The sequence below is a fragment of the Microbulbifer mixtoriginis (SeqCode) genome (assembly GCF_052466865.1).
In genome coordinates this window covers 3,329,193-3,355,218 of the sequence record NZ_CP174293.1, presented here as the reverse complement: position 1 = coordinate 3,355,218, position 26,026 = coordinate 3,329,193, and the positions used below count along the sequence as shown (strand labels likewise).

19 protein-coding genes and 1 pseudogene are annotated in these 26,026 nt (G+C 41.8%); 9 read left to right on the top strand and 11 right to left on the bottom strand.

From position 1 onward, the window contains the following. Positions 1-823: 823 nt before the first annotated feature. The gene (locus ACJJJA_RS15235) at positions 824-1,735 is read right to left on the bottom strand and encodes a LysR family transcriptional regulator (protein WP_444905205.1); all 912 of its coding nucleotides are present in this window, start codon (positions 1,733-1,735) and stop codon (positions 824-826) included. A 126-nt stretch (positions 1,736-1,861) separates the two neighbouring features. Between ACJJJA_RS15235 and ACJJJA_RS15230 the strand changes: the two genes are divergently transcribed. The 3 genes from ACJJJA_RS15230 to ACJJJA_RS15220 all read left to right on the top strand — a co-directional run bounded on the left by ACJJJA_RS15230 (position 1,862) and on the right by ACJJJA_RS15220 (position 5,023). Further along, positions 1,862-2,704, top strand: coding sequence for a type 1 glutamine amidotransferase domain-containing protein (locus tag ACJJJA_RS15230; protein ID WP_444884378.1), 843 nt, complete (start codon positions 1,862-1,864; stop codon positions 2,702-2,704). Between the two features lie 160 nt (positions 2,705-2,864). Continuing rightward, positions 2,865-3,692 (top strand): SDR family oxidoreductase, encoded by an 828-nt coding sequence (locus tag ACJJJA_RS15225; RefSeq protein WP_444905204.1) that lies wholly within the window; start codon positions 2,865-2,867, stop codon positions 3,690-3,692. Positions 3,693-4,147: 455 nt separating this feature from the next. Beyond that, the gene (locus tag ACJJJA_RS15220) at positions 4,148-5,023 is read left to right on the top strand and encodes an SDR family oxidoreductase (protein ID WP_444884380.1); all 876 of its coding nucleotides are present in this window, start codon (positions 4,148-4,150) and stop codon (positions 5,021-5,023) included. A 265-nt stretch (positions 5,024-5,288) separates the two neighbouring features. On the opposite strand, the gene csrA is transcribed toward ACJJJA_RS15220, so the two are convergent. Beyond that, a complete protein-coding gene (gene csrA, locus ACJJJA_RS15215) occupies positions 5,289-5,477 on the bottom strand; it encodes a carbon storage regulator CsrA (RefSeq protein ID WP_444905203.1) in 189 nt (62 codons plus the stop codon). A gap of 853 nt (positions 5,478-6,330) precedes the next feature. Between csrA and ACJJJA_RS15210 the strand changes: the two genes are divergently transcribed. Then, on the top strand, positions 6,331-6,924 hold the full coding sequence (locus tag ACJJJA_RS15210; protein ID WP_444905202.1) for a TetR/AcrR family transcriptional regulator: 594 nt from the start codon (positions 6,331-6,333) through the stop codon (positions 6,922-6,924). An 82-nt stretch (positions 6,925-7,006) separates the two neighbouring features. Continuing rightward, complete coding sequence (locus tag ACJJJA_RS15205; RefSeq protein ID WP_444886610.1) at positions 7,007-8,143, top strand: methyltransferase; 1,137 nt, start codon at positions 7,007-7,009, stop codon at positions 8,141-8,143. Positions 8,144-8,357: 214 nt separating this feature from the next. Here the strand turns inward: ACJJJA_RS15205 and ACJJJA_RS15200 are convergent, their stop codons facing one another. From ACJJJA_RS15200 to ACJJJA_RS15190, 3 genes are all read right to left on the bottom strand, one after another. Next, positions 8,358-9,332 carry a hypothetical protein gene (locus ACJJJA_RS15200; RefSeq protein WP_444886609.1) on the bottom strand — a complete coding sequence of 325 codons (975 nt, stop codon included), beginning with the start codon at positions 9,330-9,332 and terminating at the stop codon, positions 8,358-8,360. A gap of 32 nt (positions 9,333-9,364) precedes the next feature. Further along, a complete protein-coding gene (locus ACJJJA_RS15195; protein WP_444905201.1) occupies positions 9,365-10,825 on the bottom strand; it encodes a DKNYY domain-containing protein in 1,461 nt (486 codons plus the stop codon). An 855-nt stretch (positions 10,826-11,680) separates the two neighbouring features. Beyond that, positions 11,681-13,078, bottom strand: coding sequence for an amidase family protein (locus tag ACJJJA_RS15190; protein WP_444905200.1), 1,398 nt, complete (start codon positions 13,076-13,078; stop codon positions 11,681-11,683). A gap of 233 nt (positions 13,079-13,311) precedes the next feature. Here ACJJJA_RS15190 and ACJJJA_RS15185 point away from each other — a divergent pair, with 233 nt between their 5' ends. The 3 genes and pseudogenes from ACJJJA_RS15185 to ACJJJA_RS15175 form a co-directional block, all read left to right on the top strand. After that, positions 13,312-13,731: a DUF2267 domain-containing protein gene (locus ACJJJA_RS15185; RefSeq protein WP_444905199.1), complete on the top strand. Its 420-nt coding sequence runs from the start codon at positions 13,312-13,314 to the stop codon at positions 13,729-13,731. Between the two features lie 489 nt (positions 13,732-14,220). Continuing rightward, the gene (locus ACJJJA_RS15180) at positions 14,221-15,069 is read left to right on the top strand and encodes a TolB-like translocation protein (RefSeq protein ID WP_444886605.1); all 849 of its coding nucleotides are present in this window, start codon (positions 14,221-14,223) and stop codon (positions 15,067-15,069) included. A gap of 172 nt (positions 15,070-15,241) precedes the next feature. After that, positions 15,242-15,573: pseudogene (locus ACJJJA_RS15175) on the top strand (IS30 family transposase); the annotation flags it as partial. Here ACJJJA_RS15175 and ACJJJA_RS15170 read toward each other — a convergent pair. From ACJJJA_RS15170 to tkt, 5 genes are all read right to left on the bottom strand, one after another. Then, positions 15,551-16,042 carry a TlpA family protein disulfide reductase gene (locus tag ACJJJA_RS15170; RefSeq protein WP_444905198.1) on the bottom strand — a complete coding sequence of 164 codons (492 nt, stop codon included), beginning with the start codon at positions 16,040-16,042 and terminating at the stop codon, positions 15,551-15,553. The pseudogene ACJJJA_RS15175 and the gene ACJJJA_RS15170 sit on opposite strands and share 23 nt — an antisense overlap. Continuing rightward, complete coding sequence (locus ACJJJA_RS15165; RefSeq protein WP_444905197.1) at positions 16,042-18,045, bottom strand: TonB-dependent receptor plug domain-containing protein; 2,004 nt, start codon at positions 18,043-18,045, stop codon at positions 16,042-16,044. The genes ACJJJA_RS15170 and ACJJJA_RS15165 overlap by 1 nt, the downstream gene beginning before the upstream one ends. Positions 18,046-18,476: 431 nt before the next feature. Continuing rightward, positions 18,477-19,076: a DUF4360 domain-containing protein gene (locus ACJJJA_RS15160; RefSeq protein ID WP_444905196.1), complete on the bottom strand. Its 600-nt coding sequence runs from the start codon at positions 19,074-19,076 to the stop codon at positions 18,477-18,479. A gap of 1,157 nt (positions 19,077-20,233) precedes the next feature. After that, complete coding sequence (locus tag ACJJJA_RS15155) at positions 20,234-20,743, bottom strand: ester cyclase (protein ID WP_444905195.1); 510 nt, start codon at positions 20,741-20,743, stop codon at positions 20,234-20,236. 384 nt (positions 20,744-21,127) lie between these two features. Then, positions 21,128-23,128 (bottom strand): transketolase, encoded by a 2,001-nt coding sequence (tkt, locus tag ACJJJA_RS15150; RefSeq protein ID WP_444905194.1) that lies wholly within the window; start codon positions 23,126-23,128, stop codon positions 21,128-21,130. 530 nt (positions 23,129-23,658) lie between these two features. On the opposite strand from tkt, the gene ACJJJA_RS15145 reads away from it, so the two are divergent. Beyond that, positions 23,659-24,954: a hypothetical protein gene (locus tag ACJJJA_RS15145; RefSeq protein WP_444905193.1), complete on the top strand. Its 1,296-nt coding sequence runs from the start codon at positions 23,659-23,661 to the stop codon at positions 24,952-24,954. Positions 24,955-25,307: 353 nt separating this feature from the next. Here ACJJJA_RS15145 and ACJJJA_RS15140 read toward each other — a convergent pair whose 3' ends face one another. Continuing rightward, on the bottom strand, positions 25,308-26,024 hold the full coding sequence (locus ACJJJA_RS15140) for a LytR/AlgR family response regulator transcription factor (RefSeq protein WP_444905192.1): 717 nt from the start codon (positions 26,022-26,024) through the stop codon (positions 25,308-25,310). Positions 26,025-26,026: the final 2 nt, after the last annotated feature.

Below are 26,026 nucleotides of genomic sequence, written 5' to 3'. Positions count from 1 at the left end.
TTTTCTGTGCAGTACTTAATATATTTTCCACTGAACCTTTTTTTGAGCGAGGATCTTGAAAAATTTAGAGAACACGCAACTCTTGAGGTCTAAAAAAGTATTATGATATGAATCCACTCTGTTTGGATGGTCTCCAACTAGAGAGGACGTATACAGAGCTTTAAGCAATCTCGGATATGTTCAATTCCAAGTGGGAAAATCAATAGGTAGTAAAGAAAGGTGGGCGATCTAGTTGGGAGAGAAATCACCAGTAACTGCGGAATTCGAATCTCAAAGTGTCTTGGCTGGGTGCCTGATATTTTCAGTACTATCTCGTTGTCGATATAGAGTGCGATGTGGTGGTGATTGCCCATTACTGCATAGGCAGCGATATCTAGCGCAAATTTTCCAGCTGGTTTATGCATTTGAAAATCAATCCACAAGCGGAAATATTTGTAGTCTCAATATTCTAAAGACCTAATTTATGAAAGTTGTAGTGGTAGTTATGATATTGATAGTCGGTGTTGTCTATTTTTCCAGACCGGAAAAAGCAAGTGAGTTACTTGCTGAATACTGCAGAGATTCCTATCCGGATAGGTCATTAGAGCATTGTAGACAGCAAATAACGACCCCTAAAATCAGGTGTGATATTCTGAAAGGTACCCTGGAGGAAGGTGATGTGTGTGTAAGGTGGGGGCCTCCAAAAGGTTCTCGGCGGCCTCTTGATAACGATATCAATTTATAAACTAAAGATTTGAGAGGTTTCACTGATTGTAGCCACACATAATAAAGCATCGATACTTGATGCGCTAATTAAGATAGTTAAAACTAAACTCACTTGAAACTAGTATTCAATACGAGCAACTTCCACGATCTTTTCCCTCAACCATTTATTTGCCGGATCATCCTTATTTTTTAAGTTCCAATAGGCTTTCATAGAGTATTGGGGGAGGGTGACAGGTGGAGTAAAATGCACAATATTGAATTTGCCGGCAATAGACTGGATAAATTTTCTTGGTGCAGTGAGGATTCCGTCACTGCATTCTACAATGTAGGGCGCACTGGAAAAATTCGCTACTTTAAATTGAACATTTCTGGATAAGCCAATTTCTTCTAGTGCCTTGTCAACTGTTCCGCGGTTATCTCTCCCCGTGCCTGCCATAATATGCGGATATTGACAAAAACTATGAACATTTTTCTTGTCTTTCAAAAACGGATGATTATTTCTTACCGTTGAGACAAAAGAGTCTTTATACAAGGTTTTTACTATCAGGCTTGGATGACTTGATTCCATAACACTGATAGAAAGATCCGCCTCACCACTCTCAATTTGGTTGGCGATCCTGTGCTTATCTAACTTTATAAAAATAACCTGAACTCTCGGAGCGTCTTTTTGCAGTAATGCTATTAGGGGGGGAGCGATACTTTGCTCCACCAGGTCGCTCGTCGCGATATAAAAAGTGCGTTGCGTACTTTCAGGGTTGAATTCTTCTTGATTTAAAATATTCCGCTCAAAATCACTTAGCCAGCGACTTAACGGTGTTTGTAGGGACTCAGCCCTTGGAGTCAGTACCAGTTGATTGCCTTGCCTGATGACTAGTGAGTCATCAAAACTGTGGCGGAGCTTCTTCAGCGTATGGCTTACCGCAGACTGCGTTAGCCCTGCACGCTCACCAGCCCGGGTCAGGTTTCGGGTCTCAAATATAATCTGCAGGAGCCTTAGTTGGTTCAGCTCAATGTCCGAAATATTGCCCATTCTAACCAGTCTCAGCCATTAGTTATGCTCATGCCTATATTAGGTTAATTAATTTCAGTAATGAAGCCTGGGGTCCTATTCTGTCGCCACTTCAATTGATTCAACCCTAATTTCGAGGAAGTGATTATGAACTTGAAGAAACTGCTTGCGATGGCAGCATTGCTAGTCAGCCCACTGGCGGTGGCAGATAACGTTCTGGTTGTGATGTCAGACGTGTCAGAAATGAAGCTGAAGGGTGGTAGTGACTACAAAACGGGCTTCTATTTGAATGAGCTTATGGAGCCGGTCAAGTTGATGATGGAAGCTGGCCACACAATAACATTCGCTACCCCGATGGGGCTGGCACCGACATTGGACCCGGTCTCAGACACGCCTGACCATTTCTTGGATACTAGTCAAGAAAACTACAATGCCCATAAAGCGTTACTCAACCAGCTAATGCTGACTGACAAAGATCACAGCCCAGTAGTTAGCTTTGCTCGCATTGAGCAAATCGGTATAGAGAATTTTGATGCGCTGTTTGTACCTGGGGGTCATGCACCTTTAGGTGACTTGGTATCCAATGATCAATTGGGCAGTTTCTTACGTCATTTTAACGCTGAGTCCAAGCCTACCGGTTTAGTGTGTCATGGCCCAGTTGCGCTGTTGTCCGCTTTGCCTAACAGCTCTGAATTTGAAACCCAAATGAAAGCCGGTAAGAAAGCTAAAGCTGCCAAGGGCTGGGTATATGACGGTTACAAAATGACCTCTTTTAGTAACTCAGAAGAAGCTGTAGCTACTCAATACTACTTAGGTGGTGATGAGCTGTTCTACTGGCCTCAAAATGCACTCACCAATGCCGGTGGTAATTACTCCCGTAGCAAAGAAGATTGGCAGCCGCATGTAGTTGTTGATCGTGAACTGGTAACAGGCCAGAACAACAAATCCTCCATTGCTGTTGCTCAAGAGCTTCTAAAATTGATGAAATAGTCGTCTATCTTAGTAGCAGGCTTCTTCAGGCAAAACTCCATTGAGAGTCCCAAGGCTGTAAAGAATGATTTCGGTAAAAAGCCTATGCCTGAAGGAGCAGTATTAATACCGTATTCCACAAACTCTAATTTATGTCTTTGACGATAATCCAGGAATCCCAATGAGCACATCTACTATCTTTCAGCCGAATAATGTTGCAGTTATTACTGGTGGTGCCAGCGGAATAGGTTTTGCGGCAGCAAAGGCCCTATCAAAAAGAGGGATGAAGATTTGTTTAGCAGATGTTAACAAAGAAAAACTGGAAGAAGCTAAGCGCGCTCTACCAAATGATACTTTAATAGTAGAAACCGATGTGAGTGATTTTAGCTCGGTACTAGCGCTCAAAGATCAAGTTAAAAAAGAATTCGGTCGTATCGACTTTCTTTTTAATAACGCAGGAACTGCTGTTAAAAATGGAAGTTGGGAGAATTTAGATGGTTGGAATAAGATTATCAACACAAACCTTTGGGGTGTGATTCATTGTATTCATGCATTTGTCCCCGAAATGATCAGTCAAAATAGCCCATCTGTTATCGTTACGACCGGATCTAAGCAGGGAATTACCACTCCACCGGGAAATCCGGCTTACAACGTCAGTAAGGCTGCGGTAAAAGCTACTGCGGAGGCGTTACAGCACTCTATTCGAAATACACCTGGAAGCCAGGTCTCATCTCACTTGTTAATTCCTGGTTTCACTTACACGGGTATGATTGGTAGCCCTAGTAAACCAGATGGCGCATGGACTGCAGATCAAGTGGTCAATTTTATGCTGGAGAGCGTCGAGCGTGGTGATTTTTATATTCTTTGCCCGGATAATGACGTAGATCGTGAAACTGATGTTAAACGCATGAGCTGGGCGATAGGGGATATTATTAACAATCGTCCGCCACTCTCTCGTTGGCACCCCGACTACCGTGAGGCATTTGAGGCGGAGATGGGTAAACAATGAGAATACATTTTTCCTTGTGAAAAAAATAACTAGAGTTATCTAAATGGTATGCCGGTAGGGCTTAATTTAATTTTGTAATTGTTTAAGTCCTATACCTGTATGGTGCTAGATGACAGCTTTTAAGGTCTTCATTCCTTAGGCTGCTTATTCAAAGTATCTTATGGTTTTTTATTCTGCACGTTGTGTCTAGCTATTTCCTCAATAAAAAACTAGATGCAAAATCTGATAGATAACCAATCCGGCTCTTTGTGTTGAAGCCCTTTGTTCTTAATTTTTCTCAAAACCCCCTGATTGAATATTTGATCAATAAGGGTAGCTTATAAAGCCTTTTGCGTACTGGCTTTGTGGCTATTATTTTTATTCATTGCTATATGCATTAAATCAATTTCATTAATACACGTACAAGTCTTAATCTTTACACCAGTTGATGTGATACAAAATTTAAGGAGACAATCATGACTCAAACAGCGCTTATTACTGGTTCAAATAGTGGTTTTGGTTATCTAATAGCCAATACACTTGCAAATAATGGCTACAAAGTCATCGGCACCATGCGTGACCCAAGTGGCCGCAATGCTTCTGTAGCCAATGAGCTTATTGCTAAAGGTATTGTTGTCGTCGATATTGATGTAACCGATGATGAGAGCGTCGCCAAGGGTATTGCTCAAGCAACTAAAGAAGTCGGCCCAATTGATATATTAATTAATAATGCGGGAGTCGGTACGCTCGGGTGGCAGGAAAGCTTTACCATCGAGGACTTCAAAAAGGTTTTTGATATCAATGTTTTTGGCGTTCAGCGTTTAATACGTGCAGTGTTGCCGCAGATGAAACAGCGCAGCAGTGGAACTCTTATTCAGATATCAAGCATTTTAGGTAAGTTCGTATTACCTTTCCTTGGTTCTTATAATGCCACCAAACATGCTGTAGAAGGAATGGCAGAGAATTATCGCGTAGAGCTGGCGCAATTTGGTATTCAATCTTTGATTGTTCAACCAGGCGGATTTGGAACCGATTTTGGCTCAAACCTGTTAAGAGCAAGTGATAAAGAAGTGGCTGCGAGTTATGGTGAGTATGCAGATGCCCCGGAGCAAATGTGGGCCGGTACAGAGAAGGGTCATGAATCAGAGAATGCCCCCAGCCCACAATTGGTTGCAGATGCGGTTCTGAACTTACTGAAGACAGAGCCTTCAAGTCGACCGTTTCGAACAACTGTTGATGGTACAGGATTGAACCCAACGATAGAAAAGATCAATCAAGTTACCGAAGAGGCAATGCAGGAAATTTATTCAGCATACGAAATGGGCAATTTATTCCAGCTTAAAAAGTACTAAGCGGCTTATGATATTAGTGGGCACTCTGCATACTTTCACAGGTATAAAGGTGCCTTTTTGTAAATGTACCTATCAAAACTTCTTGAGTACGTTTTTTTGATTGGCCCGAAAGTAACATTTTCTCAATGGAAGTTAACTGTAGCTAGTATATGGAGTGTGAGAGAGAAGGATAATATAGAATCTTATATTACGAAGTTGTCGGAACCATATCCAAATAGAAAATTTTAGGCCCATAGTGGGCCCTTTCTATTGGAGGCGTAGGCTCTTAGCCGCTGCGGTTTATCAATTTTCTTTTCTTTTGAATGCGTATATAAATTTCTTCACGATGCACAGGTAGGAATTTGGGAGCATGTATTCCTATTTTTACTTGATTACCCTTAACCTCCAATACTGTGATAGAGACATTTGTTCCAATTCTTAGATTTTCGCCAGTCCGGCGTTTTAAGATCAACATTTTCTTTTCCTACTGATATGCAAGTTATGGCTAGGCATTCCGTAATGGGAAGGCGGCTTGAAGGGCGGTGTTTGCAGGAAATTTGAGGTGGGGCACGGGAACGGTAGCATAGAAGAAGAAAAGGCGGGCGCAACGCTCCCAGAGCTTGGGGAATCGCTCCAAGCTGCTGAATGTACTCCACTTTATTGAAGACGAGCGGGTTTCTAGCGTACTATGCATATAGCCATCTTGATAGTCTGTGTATCAATTTGGTCAGCTGGCCTCTGGTGTTCCCGCACCATGGGTCAGCGCCTTTTACTTACTCTTATATCACGCTACTGTTCTCCTATAAGTAAATGGATCATTTGGAAAGCTTTTCAGATTTTTAAATTTGAGCTATGTGCCGATTGAAACTTGCACAGTGACAGCCGAAATTACCGATAAATATCTACCAATTCTACGCAGCTTTGACACTAAAACAAACTTAATAAAATCCAATAAGATTATTTGTGTGCCTATATTTTGTTCTTTTTCCTCTAGATATATCTGATTTTTCTCTCAAGGAATGAAGGTTAAATCCGCCTTCTTTATAGACTCTTGTGCTTTACCTAGCACCCGATATTTTGTCCATTGCGAGCAGCCTGGATGACTTAGAATTTGTCTGTCTGAATGGGCGCGCTTAAGAGAGACTAGTTATTCATTTAAAAGCTAATGTGAGGAATCCGCTTGCTCCTTTTATCTCTGTATAGCGGTCTAAGGTAGTTAAGCGCTCAGTGTTCGTACAAACCCCTTATATTGAACAGCAGTCATTATGGAAGGTGGTGCTATACCCTGTTAGCCTCCATTGCATTACAAATCGAGGATGGTAAGGAATATGCAGGAGTCAGATGTTGCCAATCGGTTGATAGAAGCGGCACGAGAGTGCTTTTTGAACGATGAGTATCACCGGGTTACCACTCGCCAAATTGCTGCCAAGGCGGGGGTGGCGGTATCAATGATTCGGTATTACTTCGGCAGTAAGGATGGCTTATACGAAGATATGATTCGTCAAACCTTACTCCCCCTGATTAATGCTGTTGAGCAGCTGAGCCTAGATGGCGACTGGGATTTTGGTGACTTCTTCGACCTCTACTATGCCACAATGCAGGAGAATCCCAAGTTTCCAGCCCTAATCTTGAAAGTTATGGCGCTTAACGAGGGGCCAGGAAAGAATGTTATTCGCCAACTCTTAGAGCGGGGGCGCCAACGGGGGACCAGGAGATTGGCGGAAATTCAGGGCGCTGAACCTTCGGACGCTGGCACTGAATATGATTTGCTCAGGATTGCGTTTGTCAGTCTTGCAATGTTGCCCATGCTGGCCAAGCCAGTTCTTGAGGAGCAAATGGGCCAGGAAATGGGGCCTGAGTTTTTAAAGCAGCTTGCCGATTTTAATGGCCGAATCCTAAAGGCCGGTTTACAAAATATGTAACCTTTCAAGTCTCTGTTTGTAATAACAGAGATGTTTATTTTGTTGGATATTTTTGTCAGACATTTTTTTCTGAGGAGTTCTTATGCCCGGGTCTATGCAAAAGAATAGGGTCTCTAATTGGGTCTTTCAGAGGGTTTCCATTGCGGTTTACAGTTTATGTAATATTCCAAATCGCCTGATCCCGGCTCCCTTTCGTTTGATGCAAATAGGATCTTTATTTTGGCAATCTCGCTGTTTATATGCTGTTGCCTGTCTTAATGTTGCTGATCATATTGAAGATAAAGCCATTTCGATAGATAAGTTGGCGGATGCTTGTAAAGCCGATAAACAGTACCTCTATCGATTGATGAGAATGTTATGCGCAATGGGGATTTTTAAAGAAGAGGAACCAAAATGTTTTTCGCATAATAGGAATTCAAGAGCGCTTCGTACTAACGCCGACAACAGCGTAAAAAATATGATCCTGATGCATAACTCACCTGAATTTAGTAGGCCATGGTTTTCAAACTTTGAGGGGCATATCAAGGAGGGCAATGTGCCTTTTGAAGGTGTGTATGAAAAGGAGATGTTTGATTATATGAATGATCACCCGAAGGTTAGTGACCTATTTTCGGATGCAATGGATACTGTTGATCATCTTACCGGTTTACAATACCTGCAAGACTTTAACTGGAAGAATTTTGATCGAATTATTGATTTGGGCGGTGCAAAAGGCAGTAAAAGTGCCAGTATCCTTTCTTCGTACAAACACCTGACTGCAGTTGTTGTTGATAGGAGCAATGTAGAATCGACTGCGCGAGAGTATTGGGATAGTCACCTCGGTGATGATGTTAAGAAACGATTAGATTTTTATCCTACTGATATCCTAAATGACCCACTTCCAGATGCAGTAAGTGATAAGGACATCTATTTGTGTGTGGCTATTTTTCACTTGCTTAATGATTCCAGGGCTAGAGAGCTTTTAATGAATATTCATCGGGCGATGGGTGAACGTAATACTACTTTAGCGATTGTTGATGCTGTACTTCCAGAGAAAGGGGCAGATCTCAATTTAGCGGCAATGGATATGCAGATGCTAATGGGAACAAAAGGGCGTGAACGAACGGTCAGTGAATGGAATAAGTTATTTGCTCAGAGCCCTTTCTACTTGGTTGAGACTGTCAGCGTTCGGTCTTTCGCTAAAGTGATGGTTTTAAAGAAGAACCAGGTGCTAAAATGATTTACCCCTAATGGAGCTCTCAATTCTTAAAGTAATCAGGCTATGAAATAATTTTTGTCTTAGCGAAGGTAGATATATTTAGCGATTAACGCAACAGCAGTGAGAAAGGTGCCTGTCGAGTGTAAGTTAAACTCATATGACTTACTGTTAAATGCAGTATGCTGAATGGTGACGGCATACTGCACATTGCTAACAGTCTTTAAAATATTTTTTATTAGCAGTCAATCCATTTTCCGCCAAATTTTACTCGACAGTTAAAGTTGACACTTGAACTTGTAGAAGATTGATTGAACTTGAAGTCAGATGCCTTACACTCCGCACTGTTTGATGTCCATCGAGGTGGCTCAGAGCGAGTTAATAACTCCACTGGTATGTTATTTTCTCTGTCTTTTATTGTAACGATACAGCTATCAGTATTCTTGAGAGCTTGATTTTTTTCAGCTTTTGTTATGATTTCGTAAGATTTTCCTTTTGTTGGAGTGAAGGTAAAAATATTACGACAACTGACAACGTAATTTGAAGATGCCTCAGTGGCTCTTATAGCGAAGGTTGCCGGTTGGCCTGCCTTTATAGAAAAAATATCTTTTGATAGGTGGGGCACTGTAAAATTCTGATGTCCACCTTTACAGTTTTCATAATTGTCATAAATCAAGGCGCTAAATATAGGATATGTGGCTCTGGATTTCCCGGAGTAGTCAAATCGGATAGTTGCACTATCCGTCTTGTTATACTGGATAAAATCTTTAGATTTAGCAGTTTCTGCTGTTGAAAGGTCGGCAGACTCTTTGTATCTGGATCTCAGTAGTTGCTTTTCAATTTCAGGGTATTGAACCTCCCTAAAGGAGTTAGTAGATACGAGCTTTCCTGAAGGCATTTGAGTATGTTTCTGATGAAATTCAAAGTAATAGGTTTTTCCGGGCTCGATAGTGGCTTCTACAAATCTACCATTGGCTTTTATTTTGTGCGTTCCGGGTGGTAAGTGGATCCAAGAATAGCCAAAATCATATAGTTTTACTGCAATTTTATCATTGACCGTAAATTCAGTAGGATATCCACCATTCAGATAAACATCTCCCCGCATTAAATATACTAGTGCTTTATCTCCTTCTGGAGTCGGCGCTGGGACATACGCCGGCCCTAGGGCGCAGGCAGTAAGCAATAAAATAGGGAGGATAAAAAAAATTTTCATAGAATACTCTTAATACTTATCCAGGTAGAATTTTATCTTGTGAATTTTCTTTTCAATTCACTTTTAACTTCATTGTCAATTAGTTCTATGTAATAGATTGGGAGTCCATTTTTATCATAAATCGAGAAGTATGTGACTTCTTTGTTATTTGGTAAGGTGTATTTGTATTGCCAAATGCCATCTTTAAAGTCGACCTCTACATTGTGTTCTTTAATCAGGTTTTGTGAACTGGGCGATAAGCTAAAGCGCTCCCTGCATAAGCCAAGTTTAAAAAGACATTTCTCTTTGGAGTACTGTTTTGTAGTCCTGCGGCTGGTGTACCTTTTAATATCTTGAAGGATGGCTCCAGATGAAGATCGAACTTGTTTGCCAACTCCAGGCATATTTCTTTTAAATATGTCAAAGGTATAAATATCTTCATCAACTGATTTTAATACGTAGACTTCACTATCTGCATGTCTGTCAATGGAGGACTCTAGATGATAAGAGTAGCCATTTTTTAGAGATTGCAGATCAATCTTTGATACATCTTCAGGGTGAAGAATAATATTTTTATATTTGGACGCAAGTTGATTGAGAGTATTTCTGTAGCTTTTCTTAACTTTTTCTTTCTTATTTTTTTTTGATTTGTAAATGTTTTCAGCAATTTTAGATCCGTACTTGTGGGCGTCAAGTAAAGACATATCATAAAAGGATTTTCTTTTGCTGATATTATTGCAGTCAATCACCGTGTTTTTAAAGTAACAGTTGTTTTTATCCTGTGCATGATTGAATCCACCTTTTGGTGATGCTTTAAATGTTTTAGGATCTGCTTCAGGTATTATTTTATCTTGCCAGAAAACATTTTTAGTGTCTGAAGCATAATAAGGATTTATAATTTTAAGGTTCTTTGTGAGAAGGTTCGGTACTTTTTTTCCTTGATGGTAGACGCACATGGAGTCCATGGACCAAAACTGATAATACTTCCTGGGGAGTTTGAAAGAGCTTTTGTTGCATGTATCTATACGCTCTCCATTCAAGTAAATGTTTTTGTTATCCTCAGCAAAATTTGACATTATACCAGCTTTAATTACTTTGAATGTTTTTGCGTCAGCGCCTTCTATTTCTATGCCATAAAAAAATACTGAATCTGAGTCTTTAGCATATATATCGTTTAATAGTCTGAAGCTTACGGGATCAGCTTTGGGTATTGGAATACCCTTGTAGTATACGTTATCAAAATCCTTACCATAGAATCTTAAATCTATGCTTTTTATTGTGTTGATATCTGCACTAAATATATGCCTCCTTCTAAGATGTACTGGAGATTCCGATGAATTAACCCAATAGGCCTTATTGTTTTCAACGATATAAGGTTTGAAGATTTCTATATCTTGTGTAAGCTGAGAACACGAAGATATCAGGAATCCAAAAAAAATAGTAGCTAAGAATGATACTTGGGTTGGTGATTTGTATTTTTTAATACAGGGGCGGTACTTCTTAATAAGGAACATCAATACTTCTTATTGGTAAGGTTGTGATTTTGATAGACAGATATCGTTAGCATCTATTATATTATATTTCCAGGGTAAGCTCCAGGCCCGATACTGGTTTCTCTACAGTAAGTGTCAAATATCAAAGAGAGACTGAAATACTTTCAATTTAATAAGAAATCTATGGTTGATTTTCATTCAGAATCGCAAGAAGCCTATATGCTTAAACACAGCCTGAAAGGCGTTGTAAGACATGTGGGATAACTGTCGAGAACAATTTGTTTTCGTCTGTTATTTTATATTTCTGTTTATTGTTTGTCATTCCTTATCCTGAATTGAAGCTAACAGATTTCTTCGGGGTCCTGCTATCTCACTTTTATTTTAGTTTAATAATTAATACAAGTTGTCGTTTTTTATTAAACATATAACTCATCTAATCGATGAAGTTATTTTCCATTAGGCGTCAGTGTGGGCTCAAGTATAGTTTAGAAAAATTTTTTAATGAGCAGTTCATTTAAGGATATTCATATCTTGAGAGTAAATCAAATACAGATTGATAAATAAGATTTTACGTGGCCACGCGCATAAATAAGTGGGGATTTGATATCTGTATCAAATATTTAATTACTTTATTTGTGTCGGTAGTTAGAATCAAAATTAGTAGGTAGTTTTGAGTGCCTTGAACATAATAATGGGAAATTAATCGTTAACAGTTATGAAAATCATGCATCCAACAGTTACATAGCAGAGTTTAGGATTATCATATTGTCTCTTCAGCCCATAACGAATTTTTCAAGCTGCTTTCAAAGTTTTGGAAAGATAGGGCCAGTACTTTAACAGTTCTCTTTTTAATAGTATGCTTGTGTGACTTATAATTCACTTCAGGCTATTCGTCACCAGTGTTGGTATCTGAAGCTCAATTTCCTTTGCTATGGCGAGAAGTGTTGAGTCGGCGCCGGGCACTCCATCCAGTTCCAGACCTACCGGTAAGCCATTATTGCCTCGCCCAATAGGAATGCTTATTCCGGGAGCACCGGTGACTGCTGCTGTGGCATTGTTGTGTATGAGTGTGTCCAGAGTTGGAAGTATTTTTCCGTTTAGTTCAAGTTGGTCTGATGAAGTACTAATAGATTGAGCTTCGATCGGTGCTGTAGGGAATACAATCGCATCTAGTTGGTGCTGCTGGATGATTTTTAGGTAGTTGTCGCGTACTCCAGGCATCTTCTTTAAAGCGGTTTGATAGTCGGCATTTGATGGTGCCTTGGGGCCGAGTACTGACTCCTGATAGACAGCCTTTACATCATTACTTTTGATCATTGCAACCAACTCAGCCAGTTGGGTATTAGGCTGGTAGCTCGCCAGAAATTGGGTCATAGCGGTTTTCATTTGATGAAATCCGATAAGAAACCCAACATCAAGGACTGCGCTCACTAACGAGGATAAATCGATTTCTATTAGGGTGGTTCCCGCGGAGCTAAGGGAATGTAACGCAGCTTTAAAAGCTTGGTATACACCTGGTGAGAGATTATCAAATAACGGGTGGGCAAGCCCAAGGCGCAGCTGATTAAGTGGCTTTGCCTGGGGTAGGGCAGACCCGGTTAATATCTCATACAGATAAGCGGTATCCTCTACATTGGCGGCCATGGGGCCAGGGGTATCAAACGCTGGTACAGAGGGCACTATTCCCTCGGTACTCAGGCAGCCAGTGGATGGTCGAAAGCCCACAATTCCCGTGAGGGCTGCTGGCAGCCTGATTGAACCGGCGGTATCTGTGCCCAGGCCTGCAGATACGATCCCGGCGGCAATGGCTACTGCTGTTCCCCCGGATGAACCACCTGGAAAGCAGGATTTATCCCAAGGATTCCTGACGGCACCATAGGCGGCGTTATTCGAGGTTACGCCGAAGGCGAGTTCGTGCAAATTGGTTTTGCCAATGACGATAGCTCCGGCCTTCTCTAGACTCTCAATTATTGGGGCAGAAGTCTTGGCCTGGAAGTTCATACCAGGTGTGCCCGCAGTCGTTTGAAAACCTCTCACATTGATATTGTCTTTGACAACGATAGGGATGCCAGCAAGTGGCCAGTTATTGCTGCTTTCTTTCAGCTCGTTATCAATGCGCTGTGCTTTCTGTAATGCGCCTTGCCTATCCAGGCAGATAAAAGCATCCAGATCTGAGTGGGCCACCGCATTATCGCAGGCATCTTCAATTAAGGATGTCGCTGTGATCTTCCTTTTGCGGGCCATTTCAGAGAACTGGCGTAGAGACGTTGTCATGATTTGGTTTTTATGAAAATTTGAATCAATCTTAGTACATGTCAGTCATAATCCTGCACACTTAAGGTTATGAATTATGATAGACAGCGTGTTTGGTTGCCATACATGATTAATCGTTAGGAAAAAACATCAGATCATTATAAGTATAGAATACATCAATCACGCTACTTCAGTAGTGTTTGATATAAGGTGTTAATCGTAATTAATATTAATCAGGATTAGTAAAACTAATTATGACTGTGCCATTGGAATATGAGAAAGCATCTGAAAATTTTTTTGAATATTTAGTTGATGCTCGAGATATAGCTGGGCTTTGGAGTACACATGTTACCTATACAATGACACAGGGCGTTTTTCATGTGTTCCGCCGTCGAATTTCTACAGCCGATGCTATTGCGTTTTCCAATGTCTTACCCGTTTGCCTGAGATCTTTGTTTGTGGCCGACTGGGATGTTAACGAAGAAAAGAAAGACTTTGATAGTGTTGAGGAAATGACCAGGGAGGTGCGGTTATTACGAGGAGAGCATAATTTTTCAACAGTTACAGCAATTAAAGATGTTGCTAAAGCTTTACGGAAACATGTGGATGAAGAGGTATTTGATGAGTTGCTTTTAAAGCTTCCGGATGGGGCCTTTGAGTTTTGGCGACCCTAAGCGGGTAGATGCCCATAAGGAGGGTGGGAAAGTCTATACACATTGAGTCCGCTTTACGGTTTGGTGAGTTCTATGGATTTTTATTGCATTCAGAGGATATGACTACTGTATGACTATTGGATAAGGCGATGCAATTGCCAGAAGGACACAAAATAGCAGAGTAAATTTTACGAGGAAGAAATCGCTGAAGTAGAGGCTGGCCACAAAGTAAAAAGTATAGAAATCCTGATACAGGGAGAATGGTGGATTGGAAACAGTTGAGGAGCCTATGGAGGTTGATCCGTATTGTTATTGCTTCTTGAGCTTACCACTGCCCATAACTGAAAGCCTGCCTAAGAGGGTGGTATTTGTATATATTTTATACATGCAGTGAGCTGATTGCCGCCATCAGAATAAGAATCAGGCAAAATTCACAAGGACGTCAGGCGCTATATAGCCAAGTTGATTACAGTGATTGCCAGTTACCCCTTGATCAAATAAGGATAAGTCATGAGGCATCGTTCTACGTCAGTCATTTTACTTTCCCTGCTAACTCTAAGTGGTACCAGCTATAGCAAGGATACCCCAGTAGTGCTTGAAGGCCCTTACCTTGGACAGAAGCCACCTGGGCTGACTCCACAACTGTTCGCCCCTAAGCCTTCGAAAGAGTATCGTGACTGGGGCGGTTACTTCACGCCCGATATGAAAGAGTACTACGTTACAAGAAGATATCACCAAAGTGGCAAGTCCTCGAAAGTTGTATTCAAGCTTGAGAATAATCGATGGCATGAGTCTGAAGTGGCCTGGGGCGGCTCCATCTCACCGGATGGTCAAACGATGTATGCTAGAAATCAATATAGAGAGCGTACCGCTAATGGTTGGTCAGAGCTTAAAAGTCTTGGTTCACAATTTGAAGACATTCGTATTATGCGCCTTACTGCTTCTGCGAAAGGAACCTTTGTATTTGATGAGGTAGGTCAAAACGGCGATGGTATTCTTCGCTATTCACGACTGTTAGATGGTAAGCGTGAAACGCCAAAGCCTTTTGGCCAACAGATAAACATGGGCAAGTGGACTGCTCACCCCTTTATTGCCCCTGATGAGTCTTACATCATCTGGGATAGTGAAAGAGAGGGCGGATATGGTGATAGCGACATGTATATTAGCTTTCGCCAGCAGGATGGCTCATGGGGTGAAGCTATTAACTTTGGTGATAAAATCAATACAGAGGGGGAAGATGGTGGGGGATATGTAACACCAGATGGAAAATATCTTTTCTACTGTCGTCGTTGTACCCCCCCGAATTTTGAAATAATGTGGGTAGATGCACAGTATATAGAGACTCTTAGGCCCAAATAAATTCTATAGTATTAAATCTGGAGTGACGCTCAAAGATAATAAATCTTCTGCGAGAGCTATCTATTTCTAGAGGTAAAGTATCCGGCCATTTAACTACGCAAGTCGAATGAAGATTGATTTTAATTTGGCTGCAAACTTAATTGACTTTCTTAGTGCGGACAAGGCTAAATAATTACCATTCGACAATGGTCTTGAATTCTCTGATTATGAAAGGATTACAGAAGATTTAGAGGTCAATATATATTTTGCCCACCTATATTCATCATGGTGGGGATTAACGAAAACACTAACGGCCTCATTCGACAGTATTTCCCAAAGGATGCCGACTTAAATAAAATAACAGACGAGTAGGTTCAATTTGTAATGGATCGTCTGAATAGTAAACCTAGAGAGAGCCGGGGTGACAGGTCACCGAATGAGTTATTTAAGGAACAGCAAGATGATCTACTACAGCATAAGGAATTGCAGTTATTAATTGAAATCAAGAAGTATTACTACAGGTAAAACCAAAGCTTTGTTCCAGAATGGGCTGCAGTTGCTCATCAGGAATATAACCCCTGAGCCGGCGCAGTGGCTTGCCATTGGGTGCTATTAGAAAACTGAAGGGGGTGCCGGGAGTTTCACCCAGCACTTGCTGGAGTTTTCGATTCGCCTGGAACATGGGAAATTCCGGGCGCAATTTTCGATACTCAGCCAATAGTGCTTTGCGCGATCCGTTGATACCGAGGGCAAGTGGCTGGAACTGTTGTGAACACTTGTGTGTAAGCCGGTTGAGTGCTCGAACCTGACGAAAGCACCAGGGGCAGTCGGGTTCTACCAGTACCATCAGGCTTGGCTTGTCTTTGAAGTGCTGCAAGTTGATACGCTCAGGCCCGGCAAGGCTGCGCAATTCAAAATCGAATAGGGAAGTGGGAACTTCAGTCGCGCCAGTTGGCGCGAACAGAAGTGTGAGGAGTAAGAGCCAGGCTCGCATTACAGGTTCCAGTCGAAGCCCAGGTAGAATTCACGGCCGCGCAGGGGACCATAGATATAGGCTACGTCATAGGCACCACTGGCATCCCAGAACAGAGGGGTTTCCCCTTCCTCGACCTGGGTGTAATCCGTGAGATTGTTGCCGCCCAGGTACAGACTGAGGTTTTCACTCACATCAAAGGTCAATTTCATATCCAGTGTCCAATAGGCGTCTGCGTTTGTGCTCTTAAGTGTGGAATCGCCCAGCTGGTTAAAGCCTTCGTAGCCAAATTCAGCCAGGTCACGAGATCCGATCCAGGTGGCGCTAGCGTATAGCATCCAGTAATCGGTTTTGTAATCCAGATTGAATAGCGCACGTTGCTCCACTGGGGCAATGGCAAAGGATTCCCGGAAAACATCGTCGTAATCGTAGGTCTCCAGAGTGCCGCCAATGGATAGATTGTCGTTCAGCGCATAACTGAGAGTAATGTCGGCAGCGCCTACAGAGGCACTTTCCTGCATTTGGCTAAGCAGCGGTACCCCGTCCTCGGTTTCACTTAATGCCGCGAGGTTATCTACTTCGGTAAATGCCAATGACAGGGTACTGTTAAGGCGCTCCCCTTCGAAGCTCAGCGCATAAGTTGCAGATTGAGACTTCTCCAGACTTTCAATGTCGATGGCAAAGCCATCTCCGGCATCCAGGATGCCGTGATCCGTTTCGAAAAAGGATAGGGGGGCTCGGTAACCGCGCCCGAGCGCTACGCGGGAGGTCCATTGATCATCGTGCAGATAGCGCAGGTCTATGCGCGGGGCCACTACAGTTTCATCAATCTCGGTACCGGGTTTTTGCTCGGCGACGAAATCAGCTTTGGCATTATCCAGGCGTATGGCTAGTGCCACCTCAAGGTCAGGTGAGACTGTCCAGGTATCCTGCAGGTAAACACCGGTTGTTTGATAGTCGAAACTATCTTCGATGTAGTTGGCGCTCTCCTCACCTGCTGTAGAGTCGGAGCGCATGGATTCATCACGGATGTCGACACCAAACGTCAGTATATGCTGGTCGTTCAGGATCAGGTTGTTGCGTAGGTCGAAGTAATTGAGCATGTCGGTAGCGCTGTAGTCGAACCCTTCATAAAAGGAGTCCTGCTTATGCTCAGACCAGGCAACTGTTAGCAAAGCGTTATAGGACTCGTTAAATTCGTGTAGCCAGCTACCGGAAATTTCACTGCGGGTGGTGGCGATCCACTCAGTGGTTTCCCAGGGTTTACCGATATATCGCTGTCGCACATCGTCGTCGATAAATAAATGATCAGATCCCACACCATCGTATCCGTGTAAAACCGAACCAATACTGTTTCCCTGAGGGCCGCCAAAAATATTGGAGTCGGTGTAGGCTGTGCGCAGGATAAGGTTGTCCCGTTCACCCAGGTCTTGCGAGAGACGCATCACGTAACTGGTATTTTCCTGTAACGGCGCTTCGCTGACGCCGTTACCATCGTTGTCCATCTGGTGATGTTTGTCATCCTGGATGACCAGCGATGTGCGGGTACGTTCATCATCGCTCAAATAGCCTGCCATCAAGCCAAGAAAATAACTGTCGTTGTCCTCCATGGAGGCATTTATATTGACGCCAGTTTCTTCTATCTCCTTGGAAATCACATTGATGGTTCCGCCGATTGCTTCGGGTGCCAGCAGTGATGCGCCAGCACCGCGGGCCACTTCGATACGTGAGATGCCGGTGGTGGCCAGTGCATCTACCGCGTAGTAGCCAGCCATCATCGTGTGTAAGGGAACGCCATCGGTGAGGATGGTGGAATGCTCCCCACGCATACCATTCAGCATTACCCGCTTGACCCCGCACATAGAACACTCATTGGAAACCCGTACACCGGGGGACTTCTCAATGGCATCCGTCAGGTTTACCGCTTGTTGGGACTTGATCAGGCTCTCGTCTACGACTTCAGTCTTCTGTATGACGTCCAAAAGAGCGCCGCGCTCATACAATCGCTGGCGGACACCTATCACTAGGGTCTCCTCCATTACAGCGTTTTGTCTGGAAGACGCGTCATTGGCAAAAGAGGCAGGGATTGCTGAGGAGAGGGCGATGGCAATCAAGATTTGCGAAACATGGGTGATTCCCCAGAAGTGAATTTACCTCATATGGTAATGATTCGTATTTGCAGTACAAGTGAGCAAAGGTGGTAGTTCTTTGCGTCTTGAGGATTGGAGGGGTAGGGGCTATGACTAGTGCCGTTCAGGTAGCTCGTTGTTCAATAATTGAAAATGGTCGAAATATCAGATAAAGCCATCAGTATGAATTTCGATCTGCTGACTGGGTTGGCTGCTCAATTATTGAAAGCAAGAAATAGATATTGATATTGCCATGTAAATCAAGAATTTTATTTTAATAAATACTCCCCACCTTATTAAGGGGGGAGTGAATACAATTGCTCTAATTATTCATCACAAGGAATAATTTGGATATTTAAAAGCAACTGTGCTCCAACATCGGCAGAACGCAAAGAAAATAGGCTATCGGCGCCGATTACTGTTGCAACGGTATCTGCTCTCGCAATAAGGGCCTCCCCATCGCACCCGGAATAGTAGGCAAATGGTGGGCGATCATTCAGGATAAAGTTCTCAAACCCAGAGCTATTCCAGTTGTTGTCATGGCTCGGGCCTTGACTGCCAGAAAAAAAGTATTCTCTATGGAAATTGATAAGTGATCCATCGGCAGAAAATACTGTACCCCGCCAATCAATATCTAATATGCCTACTGAAAATCCAGGTTCTACACTTAAAGGTATTGCCAAGTTACAATCAGAGCTAGCAATTGGATTTGAAGAATTTGTAACGGCGCTATATTTACTGAAAAGTATAGCGATATTTTTATTATCATCTGTTGCCGTAGCCGTTACTGACCCTATAGGGCAGCCTGTACCATTAACGGCAACTTCTCCAATTTCAATTTGTTGACCATCAATTAGTAAAGTTTTTGCCAAAGTGGGGATAGAAAAAATTGAACAAAGTGTGAGTGCTAGAATTTTATTAAACATTGATACTCTCCATTCCTTGAAAAGTGTGAGCGGTTAATCTTTGTAAGTTCTATGTGTTAATTCCCAATTAATCGTTCTGTTGCTGGCGTCTCCCAATGAATTAGTTGGCTCATACTGCAAAATTCATATTTGCAATGTCAATTGGTTGCAGGCGTAATCATTGGTGGTGGTTTAGCTTTGAATATGTTTGTGAGCCGGGTCACGATTGAGTTCAACGATAATTTATTAATGCGGTAAGGTTAGTGATGTTGTTGTCTGAGGTTTTGCGAGGTTAATTATAGGGGGTGAAAAATATGTGTCAGCGAGTGCGTTGTAATATTTATATGGATGGTGTTTTTATAGGGGATTCATTAATGTTTTTTTAATTGATGATTTAATGGCTCATTATGGGTTGTAGGATTTGTTATAAGAGAGCTGATTTATAGTGTGGGCCTTTTGATAATGATATTTTTTAGGGTTTTAATCGTGGTGAGATGAAACGCTCGATACTGGATAGTTTGTAGGTGGTAATTAAATTCCTTTTGATCGATGGGGTAATGCCGATTAAATTAAAATAATTAAATGTAGCGCTGAATCTTGTGGCTTCGATCTGAAGTGTCATTCAGATGCCGCTTTCGTAATGAAATTTTGGTGGCAAGTTGCTGATCTTATGGATGTAAGATCCCCCTTTGATTAAAGGGGAAGTTAAGTAATCAAATTATTTTAGAGTTAAATATAGTAGTTCTAAGAAAGAACTGTGCAAAGACTGCTACTCCTCCGAATCTGGTGATTCAGGGTTTTCTTTCTTTGAAGCTTCAGCCAGAATTTTTCTTCCTCTATTCGCGATCTTCTCGGCTTCTTTGCTTGGTTCACGGTTCCATCGTTTAGGGATCTTATCCCAGTCACTATATATGGTAAAAGGAAGCAAAAAATAAAACAGGTGTTTTCATTGGGAGTCTCAAGATGAATCAACTCAAGATGGCTGTTATTGAGTGGTTGTAATTATTTTGAAATCTTTGCCGTCTAAGTTTGAACTTAAATTTAGACGGCGATGGCTGCTGTGCGAGTTATTTGGCTGAACTTGAAAGCTAAATCTATTCAAGTGAAAGCCAATTGGTAAATCTCCAGATTTTGTTAGCGGGACTTGAGGGGCTTTATCTTATTGGGGTTTGTAATAGCTATTTCAATACTCCAATCTGTTTCAAGAAACCATATTTGTCCCAGGTCACCCAGGTTTCTAGTATTTTTCCATCCTTGATTTTAACAAACTCTACGGCATCCCAGGTGATGGTTTTATTTGTTGGAGTTTCCCCCATAAATGATCCTGTATGATTGGCGCTAACTTTTACATGGGTTGCGACAAGATCTCCCTCGGCGACTTGCATTGAATCAATCAGTTTTACATTTTTAAAGGCCGTATGAAATTTGGCGACTTCGGCTTTGAATTCCTTTAAATTACGTTTTTGTGAGCCGGTACTTAAATTTGTGGCCGAGTCTAGGTTGTTGATATAATTAGGCGCCAAAATTGAATCAGGATTGACCTTTGACCCACTGTGCCATAGGTCGGCTGCCTGCATGGCAATTTTTTTATTTTCTTCAAGGTTATTTGATTGGGCAATCGCATTGCAGGCAATACCTAACAGCAAGAAAGTTACAGTTAGTGCCAAAGAGTAAGGGTGCTTGGACATCTAAATTCTCCCAATGTAAAGTTTTTTACCTGATAGGCTGGTTAGGTGTGAAAATGATAGGTCCTAAATAGCTTTAGAGTATGGGGGCAAACTTGGGGATTTGTAGCGTGAGAAGGTAATTTGGCAACTTTCACTTCATTGTAGGGTAGTTAGGTTATAAAAATTTCACGAATACAAACAAGAAAAATTGCGAACATGCCAAAAGGATTGTGGGATAATCTGAACAGATATTGATGCGACTAAAACAAAATGATTTAATTCTTTCAGTTATACAAAATACCTATGAAATACAGAGGTATTGATAGCCAATGATTCGATGAAATATTTGCCCTTTTAATGCTCGGCACCGTATTTTCTTCAGAAAGGGTGTACGTCCATACTAAATTACTTCAGTAGCCTCTCGATACTTTCAATAATTTTCTCAGCTGTAAACTCGAAGTACTGTATGACTTCCTGGCCGGGTGCAGATTTGCCAAAGTTATCCATTCCGATGATTTCACCGTCAAAGCCTACGAACTTGTGCCAATAGTCTTTATGACTAGCCTCTTCCACCACCCGGACGCGGAGAGTACTAGGGAGAACTGATTCACGGTACGGTTCTTCCTGTTCCAAAAAGGTTTCTATGCAAGGCATGGACACAACCCGAATTCTCTTGCTAGTGAGCTTTCTTTTAGCAGCTATGGCCTGCTCGACTTCAGAGCCGGTCGCAATAATGATTGCCTCAGGAGCGCCTTCGCAGTCGGACAGTACATAACCACCTTTTTCAATTTGTGCTATCTGCGTGGTATTTCGTTCCTGCGGAGCTAAATCCTGACGACTGAATACTAGTGCAGTGGGCCCCTCTTTGCGTGTAATAGCCATCTTCCAGCTTACCGCTGATTCCGTAGTATCACAGGGGCGCCAAGTGTGTAGATTCGGTGTAGAACGCAAAGCGCTGAGTTGCTCCACCGGCTGATGAGTTGGACCGTTTTCACCTATTCCGATGGAGTCATGGGTATAGACGAATATAACTTGTTGCTTCATTAATGCCGCCATACGCACGGCATTTCGAGCATACTCCATAAAAACCAAAAAGGTAGCACCATAAGGTATAAAACCTCCGTGCAGGGCAATGCCATTCATTATGGCGCTCATACCAAATTCACGAACTCCGTAGTGTATATAGTTGCCTGAAGCATCTTTCTTATTCAATCTTTTAGAACCGGACCATAGGCTAAAACAAGGGCCGGCTAAATCGGCTGAACCACCTAGGAGTTCGGGCAACAGAGGCCCGTAAACATTCAGTGTATTCTGGCTCGCTTTACGAGAGGGGATTCTTAGTGCATCTTTTTGACATTGCTTAATGTAGCTATCGGCTTTTACCAGGAAATCTGGTGGAAGTTTTCCACTCTCACGACGCACAAACTCGAGTGCTATCTCAGGATACTCCTCACGGTATTTAGCGAAGAGACTCTTCCACTCCTTCTCTAATGCTTTACCTTTAGACCTTTGATCCCAATATGCATAGATATCTTCAGGGATCTTAAAAGGAGGGTGGTTCCAACCAATCGTTTTGCGAACGAGAGCTATTTCCTCCTCCCCGAGTGGTTGACCATGGCATTCCTTTCGGCCTTGCTTATTTGGGGAGCCGAAGCCGATCACGGTTTTACAGCAAATAATGGTGGGCTTATCAGAACATTCATGGGCTTTTTCAATTGCTGCTTTAATCGCAATTGCGTCATGGCCGTCAACATTAGGGATGACGTGCCAATGGTAGGACTCGAAACGCTTGGGTGTATCGTCAGTAAACCAACCTTCAATCTGCCCATCGTCAGAAATGCCGTTGTCGTCATAGAATGCGATCAACTTGCCCAAGCCTAAAGTACCAGCCAGAGAGCATACTTCATGGGATATGCCTTCCATCAGGCATCCATCCCCCATAAATACATAGGTGTGGTGATTGATCAACTTATAGCCTGGGCGGTTAAATTGAGCCGCCAGTACTTTTTCCGCCAGGGCCATACCTACGGCATTAGCAACCCCCTGGCCTAGGGGGCCTGTGGTGGCCTCAACACCAGGTGTGCAACCATATTCCGGATGGCCCGGGGTCTTGGAGTACAATTGGCAGAAATTCATCAGTTCTTCGATTGATAAGTCGTAGCCGCAAAGGTGCAACAGGGCATACAACAATATGGAACCGTGTCCATTAGAGAGGACAAAGCGGTCACGGTTAGACCAATTCGGGTTAGCTGGGTTGTGCTTTAGGTAATCGTTCCATAAGACCTCCGCAATGTCTGCCATGCCCATAGGTGTACCAGGATGCCCGCTATTGGCTTTTTGGACTGCATCCATGGATAAAGCACGAATCGCATTGGCCATGCTTCTTCTATAAGGAGAGGAGACCATGTAAATGTACTCTGGTGCTTTGAAAGCCGAAGCATCACCTTTACAAAAGGAGATCCCCAACTTAATGAGTGACAAACTAGTAATATAATAATTTTACAGTTTAATTTTCTATAACATAAACAATGAGCAATTTGTTGGCCTTTGTAAAAGATGTTGCCCTGCATTTGGCGGCATTAGTGATGATAAGAGATTATTTGCGTCTTCACAAAAAAAGCCTGTTTTTTCAAGAAATTTACAATCTAAAAAATTGTAATAATCATGATAAAAAGAAATAAAGACTGTATGTTAAAGATCTGTTGTGGATTACATATCTTGAAATATCTCTACCGCCGGGATCATTACTAAATTTCTTGGGGAAAAATTAGTGTGTATGTCAAAGAGTAAGAAAAGTCTAATTGCATACTATGTTTCATTCATTGATCTGTTGATGCTCTTGGAATAAATAAGGTTAGCTAAAGATCAATAGTTGTTGATTTACATGTCTCCATCATAAAGGTTAGAGGCAATGTTATGAATACAAGGTGTTTTCAATGAGTCCAGAACCATTTTCGAGAGAGCTTGGGCCCCAAGAAGCATTATTTATTGAAATGAATAGGTTATCTCGTGGTGGCCTGCAATTTGTTTCTTTTATAAAAGTCTGTGAGCCCTTGCAAATGGAGTCCTTGCGAGAGGGGTTGACTTACTTGCATAAGCGTCATCCATTTTTGAGGGCGCGTGTAAAAAGGGGAGAGCGATTAAGGTGGGTTTGTGATGTTGATTTTGTTGATGTGCCAATAGAAGTAACTTCAATTTTTGATCAGCTTGATTTGGAGAAAGAGTTTAGGGAACTTGCTGAGACCTTCATTGAAACAGAGGAGCATGTATATAGATTAAGGGTATATACAAATAAACAAGGCCTTGTTGATTGGATTTGTTTTATAAATATACATGCCATACTTGATGGCAGATCCCTCATGACGCTATTCTCTGATCTTGACAAGTTCCTATGCCTTCATGAAAAGCCAAGGCATGAAGTTAAATCACTCCCTTTGCTAAATAGTATTGCTAGTCAACTAGAGGCTTCTGGATATTGTGGTGAGAAGAAATTTGAGCATCAAATAGAAGGGGGAAGCCGTTGGGCGGTTGAGAAGAAAGCGTCAGTCGCTGATAGAAGAGCTTGTGCTAAGTCCTATTTAGTATCACCAAAAAAAATTGAAAGACTAGCTAGTTTAGCTAAAAAAAATCAGATTAAGCTAACGGCGCTTTATTGTGCTGTTGCATCAGTTGCTGCTCGGGTTATGCCGGCGTGTGGAAATTTGCCAGAAGTTATTTTCACGATGGATGCTCGACTATTGTGCAACCCTATTATCCCGAGTGATCATGTTGGTTCATTTTCAGAAACTGCCAGCCTAAAATTACCACCAAACGCAACAAGCTCCGATATTTTCGAGGTAGCCAAGCTTTTGAACAATGAGATTAATTTAGTGCTCCTCAAACAAAAACCAATGACAAAAAGCTTAAGATCTGACTATAGCATAGAGGAGGTCACCCGCATGGCTGCTGAGATCACTGCGCCGAAAGAATGCTTTCCGGCTGGTATTCTTGTTTCAAATGTAGGGAATATGCGCCTTCTTGCAAATGAAATGCGATATTTTGAAATTCGAAAAGGGATGATTAGTTTGAAAACTGCAATTAACCCCTTAATGATTATAAATTATACGACTTATCGCAACTCGGCTTTTGTATTCGGTTATTGTGAGCCTTTGATTAGCGAAGATAGTATCTCTGCGTATATTGATGAATATATGGGTATCATTAACAGATTGATCTCTAATGTTAAATGTTAGTTTAATATTGCGTCTTGCAAACTGTTGGTCAGTTGATTATCTGAAATATTTTCCGAAGTATAAGTATCAGTCATATTGCAATGCAATCTATTGAACACAATAATTTTATGATTTAGCCCTACAGGTCTGATTGATTAAATGGTTAATAGTATGATTCGTTGATGGGGTATATATCAGAAAATCTGAGATATAGCTAAGTCGCAGAATTCGAGCCTATAATTTTAATATGAGTGAATCTATAGTAGCTAAGACTTGGCTTGACCGTACGCTTTATTTAAATAGGAAATGATCCTGCCAAGTCTGAACTAATCTAACTGATACTTTACTCCACTGCTATTTTTTAGGCCTGATTCTCAGAGGCTTAACATTTCACGTAGCCGAGTGGCTGGCCGTCTGGCAACCTCTATTTCTTTCCCATCGGTCATGGTTATTATTAATCCACTATTAACCCACGGTTCTATATTCTTAATAAAGTTTAGATTGATAATTTGTTGTCGATTTACACGAAAGAATACTTCTGGATTTAATCGTTGTTCTATTTTGGTTAGAGATTTATAGATAAAAGGCTTGCTGTCATCGAAAAATACTTGAGCATGGTTGCCGCAGTTTTCAAAGTATCGAATTTTTCCAATTTCGATTAACCAGCAACGCTCCCCATCCTTGATAAATATTTTATTGTTGGAGTCTAAATAGCTTGTTGAGCTATTTGTATGCTCGGTGGGTGTTTCACTTGACGTCTTATCGAGAGCTTTCTTTAGTTTTTCAGGGTTTATGGGTTTAAGTAGATAGTCCAGAGCATTTACTTCAAAAGCTTGTATGGCGTATTCGTCATAAGCTGTTGTAAAAATAACCTGAGGTGTGAAATCCAGTTTTTCAAGTATGTCAAAGCCATTGCCATCAGGAAGATTGATATCCAAGAATACTAAATCAGGCTTTTCCTCTGATATAAGGAGAATAGCTTCTTCACAGTTTTTTGCTTCTGCTATTAAGTTTATATTCTTATAAGGTTTGAGTAACTCTCTTAATTCATTGCGTGCGAGTCGAGAATCTTCAACGATAATGGCTTTCACTT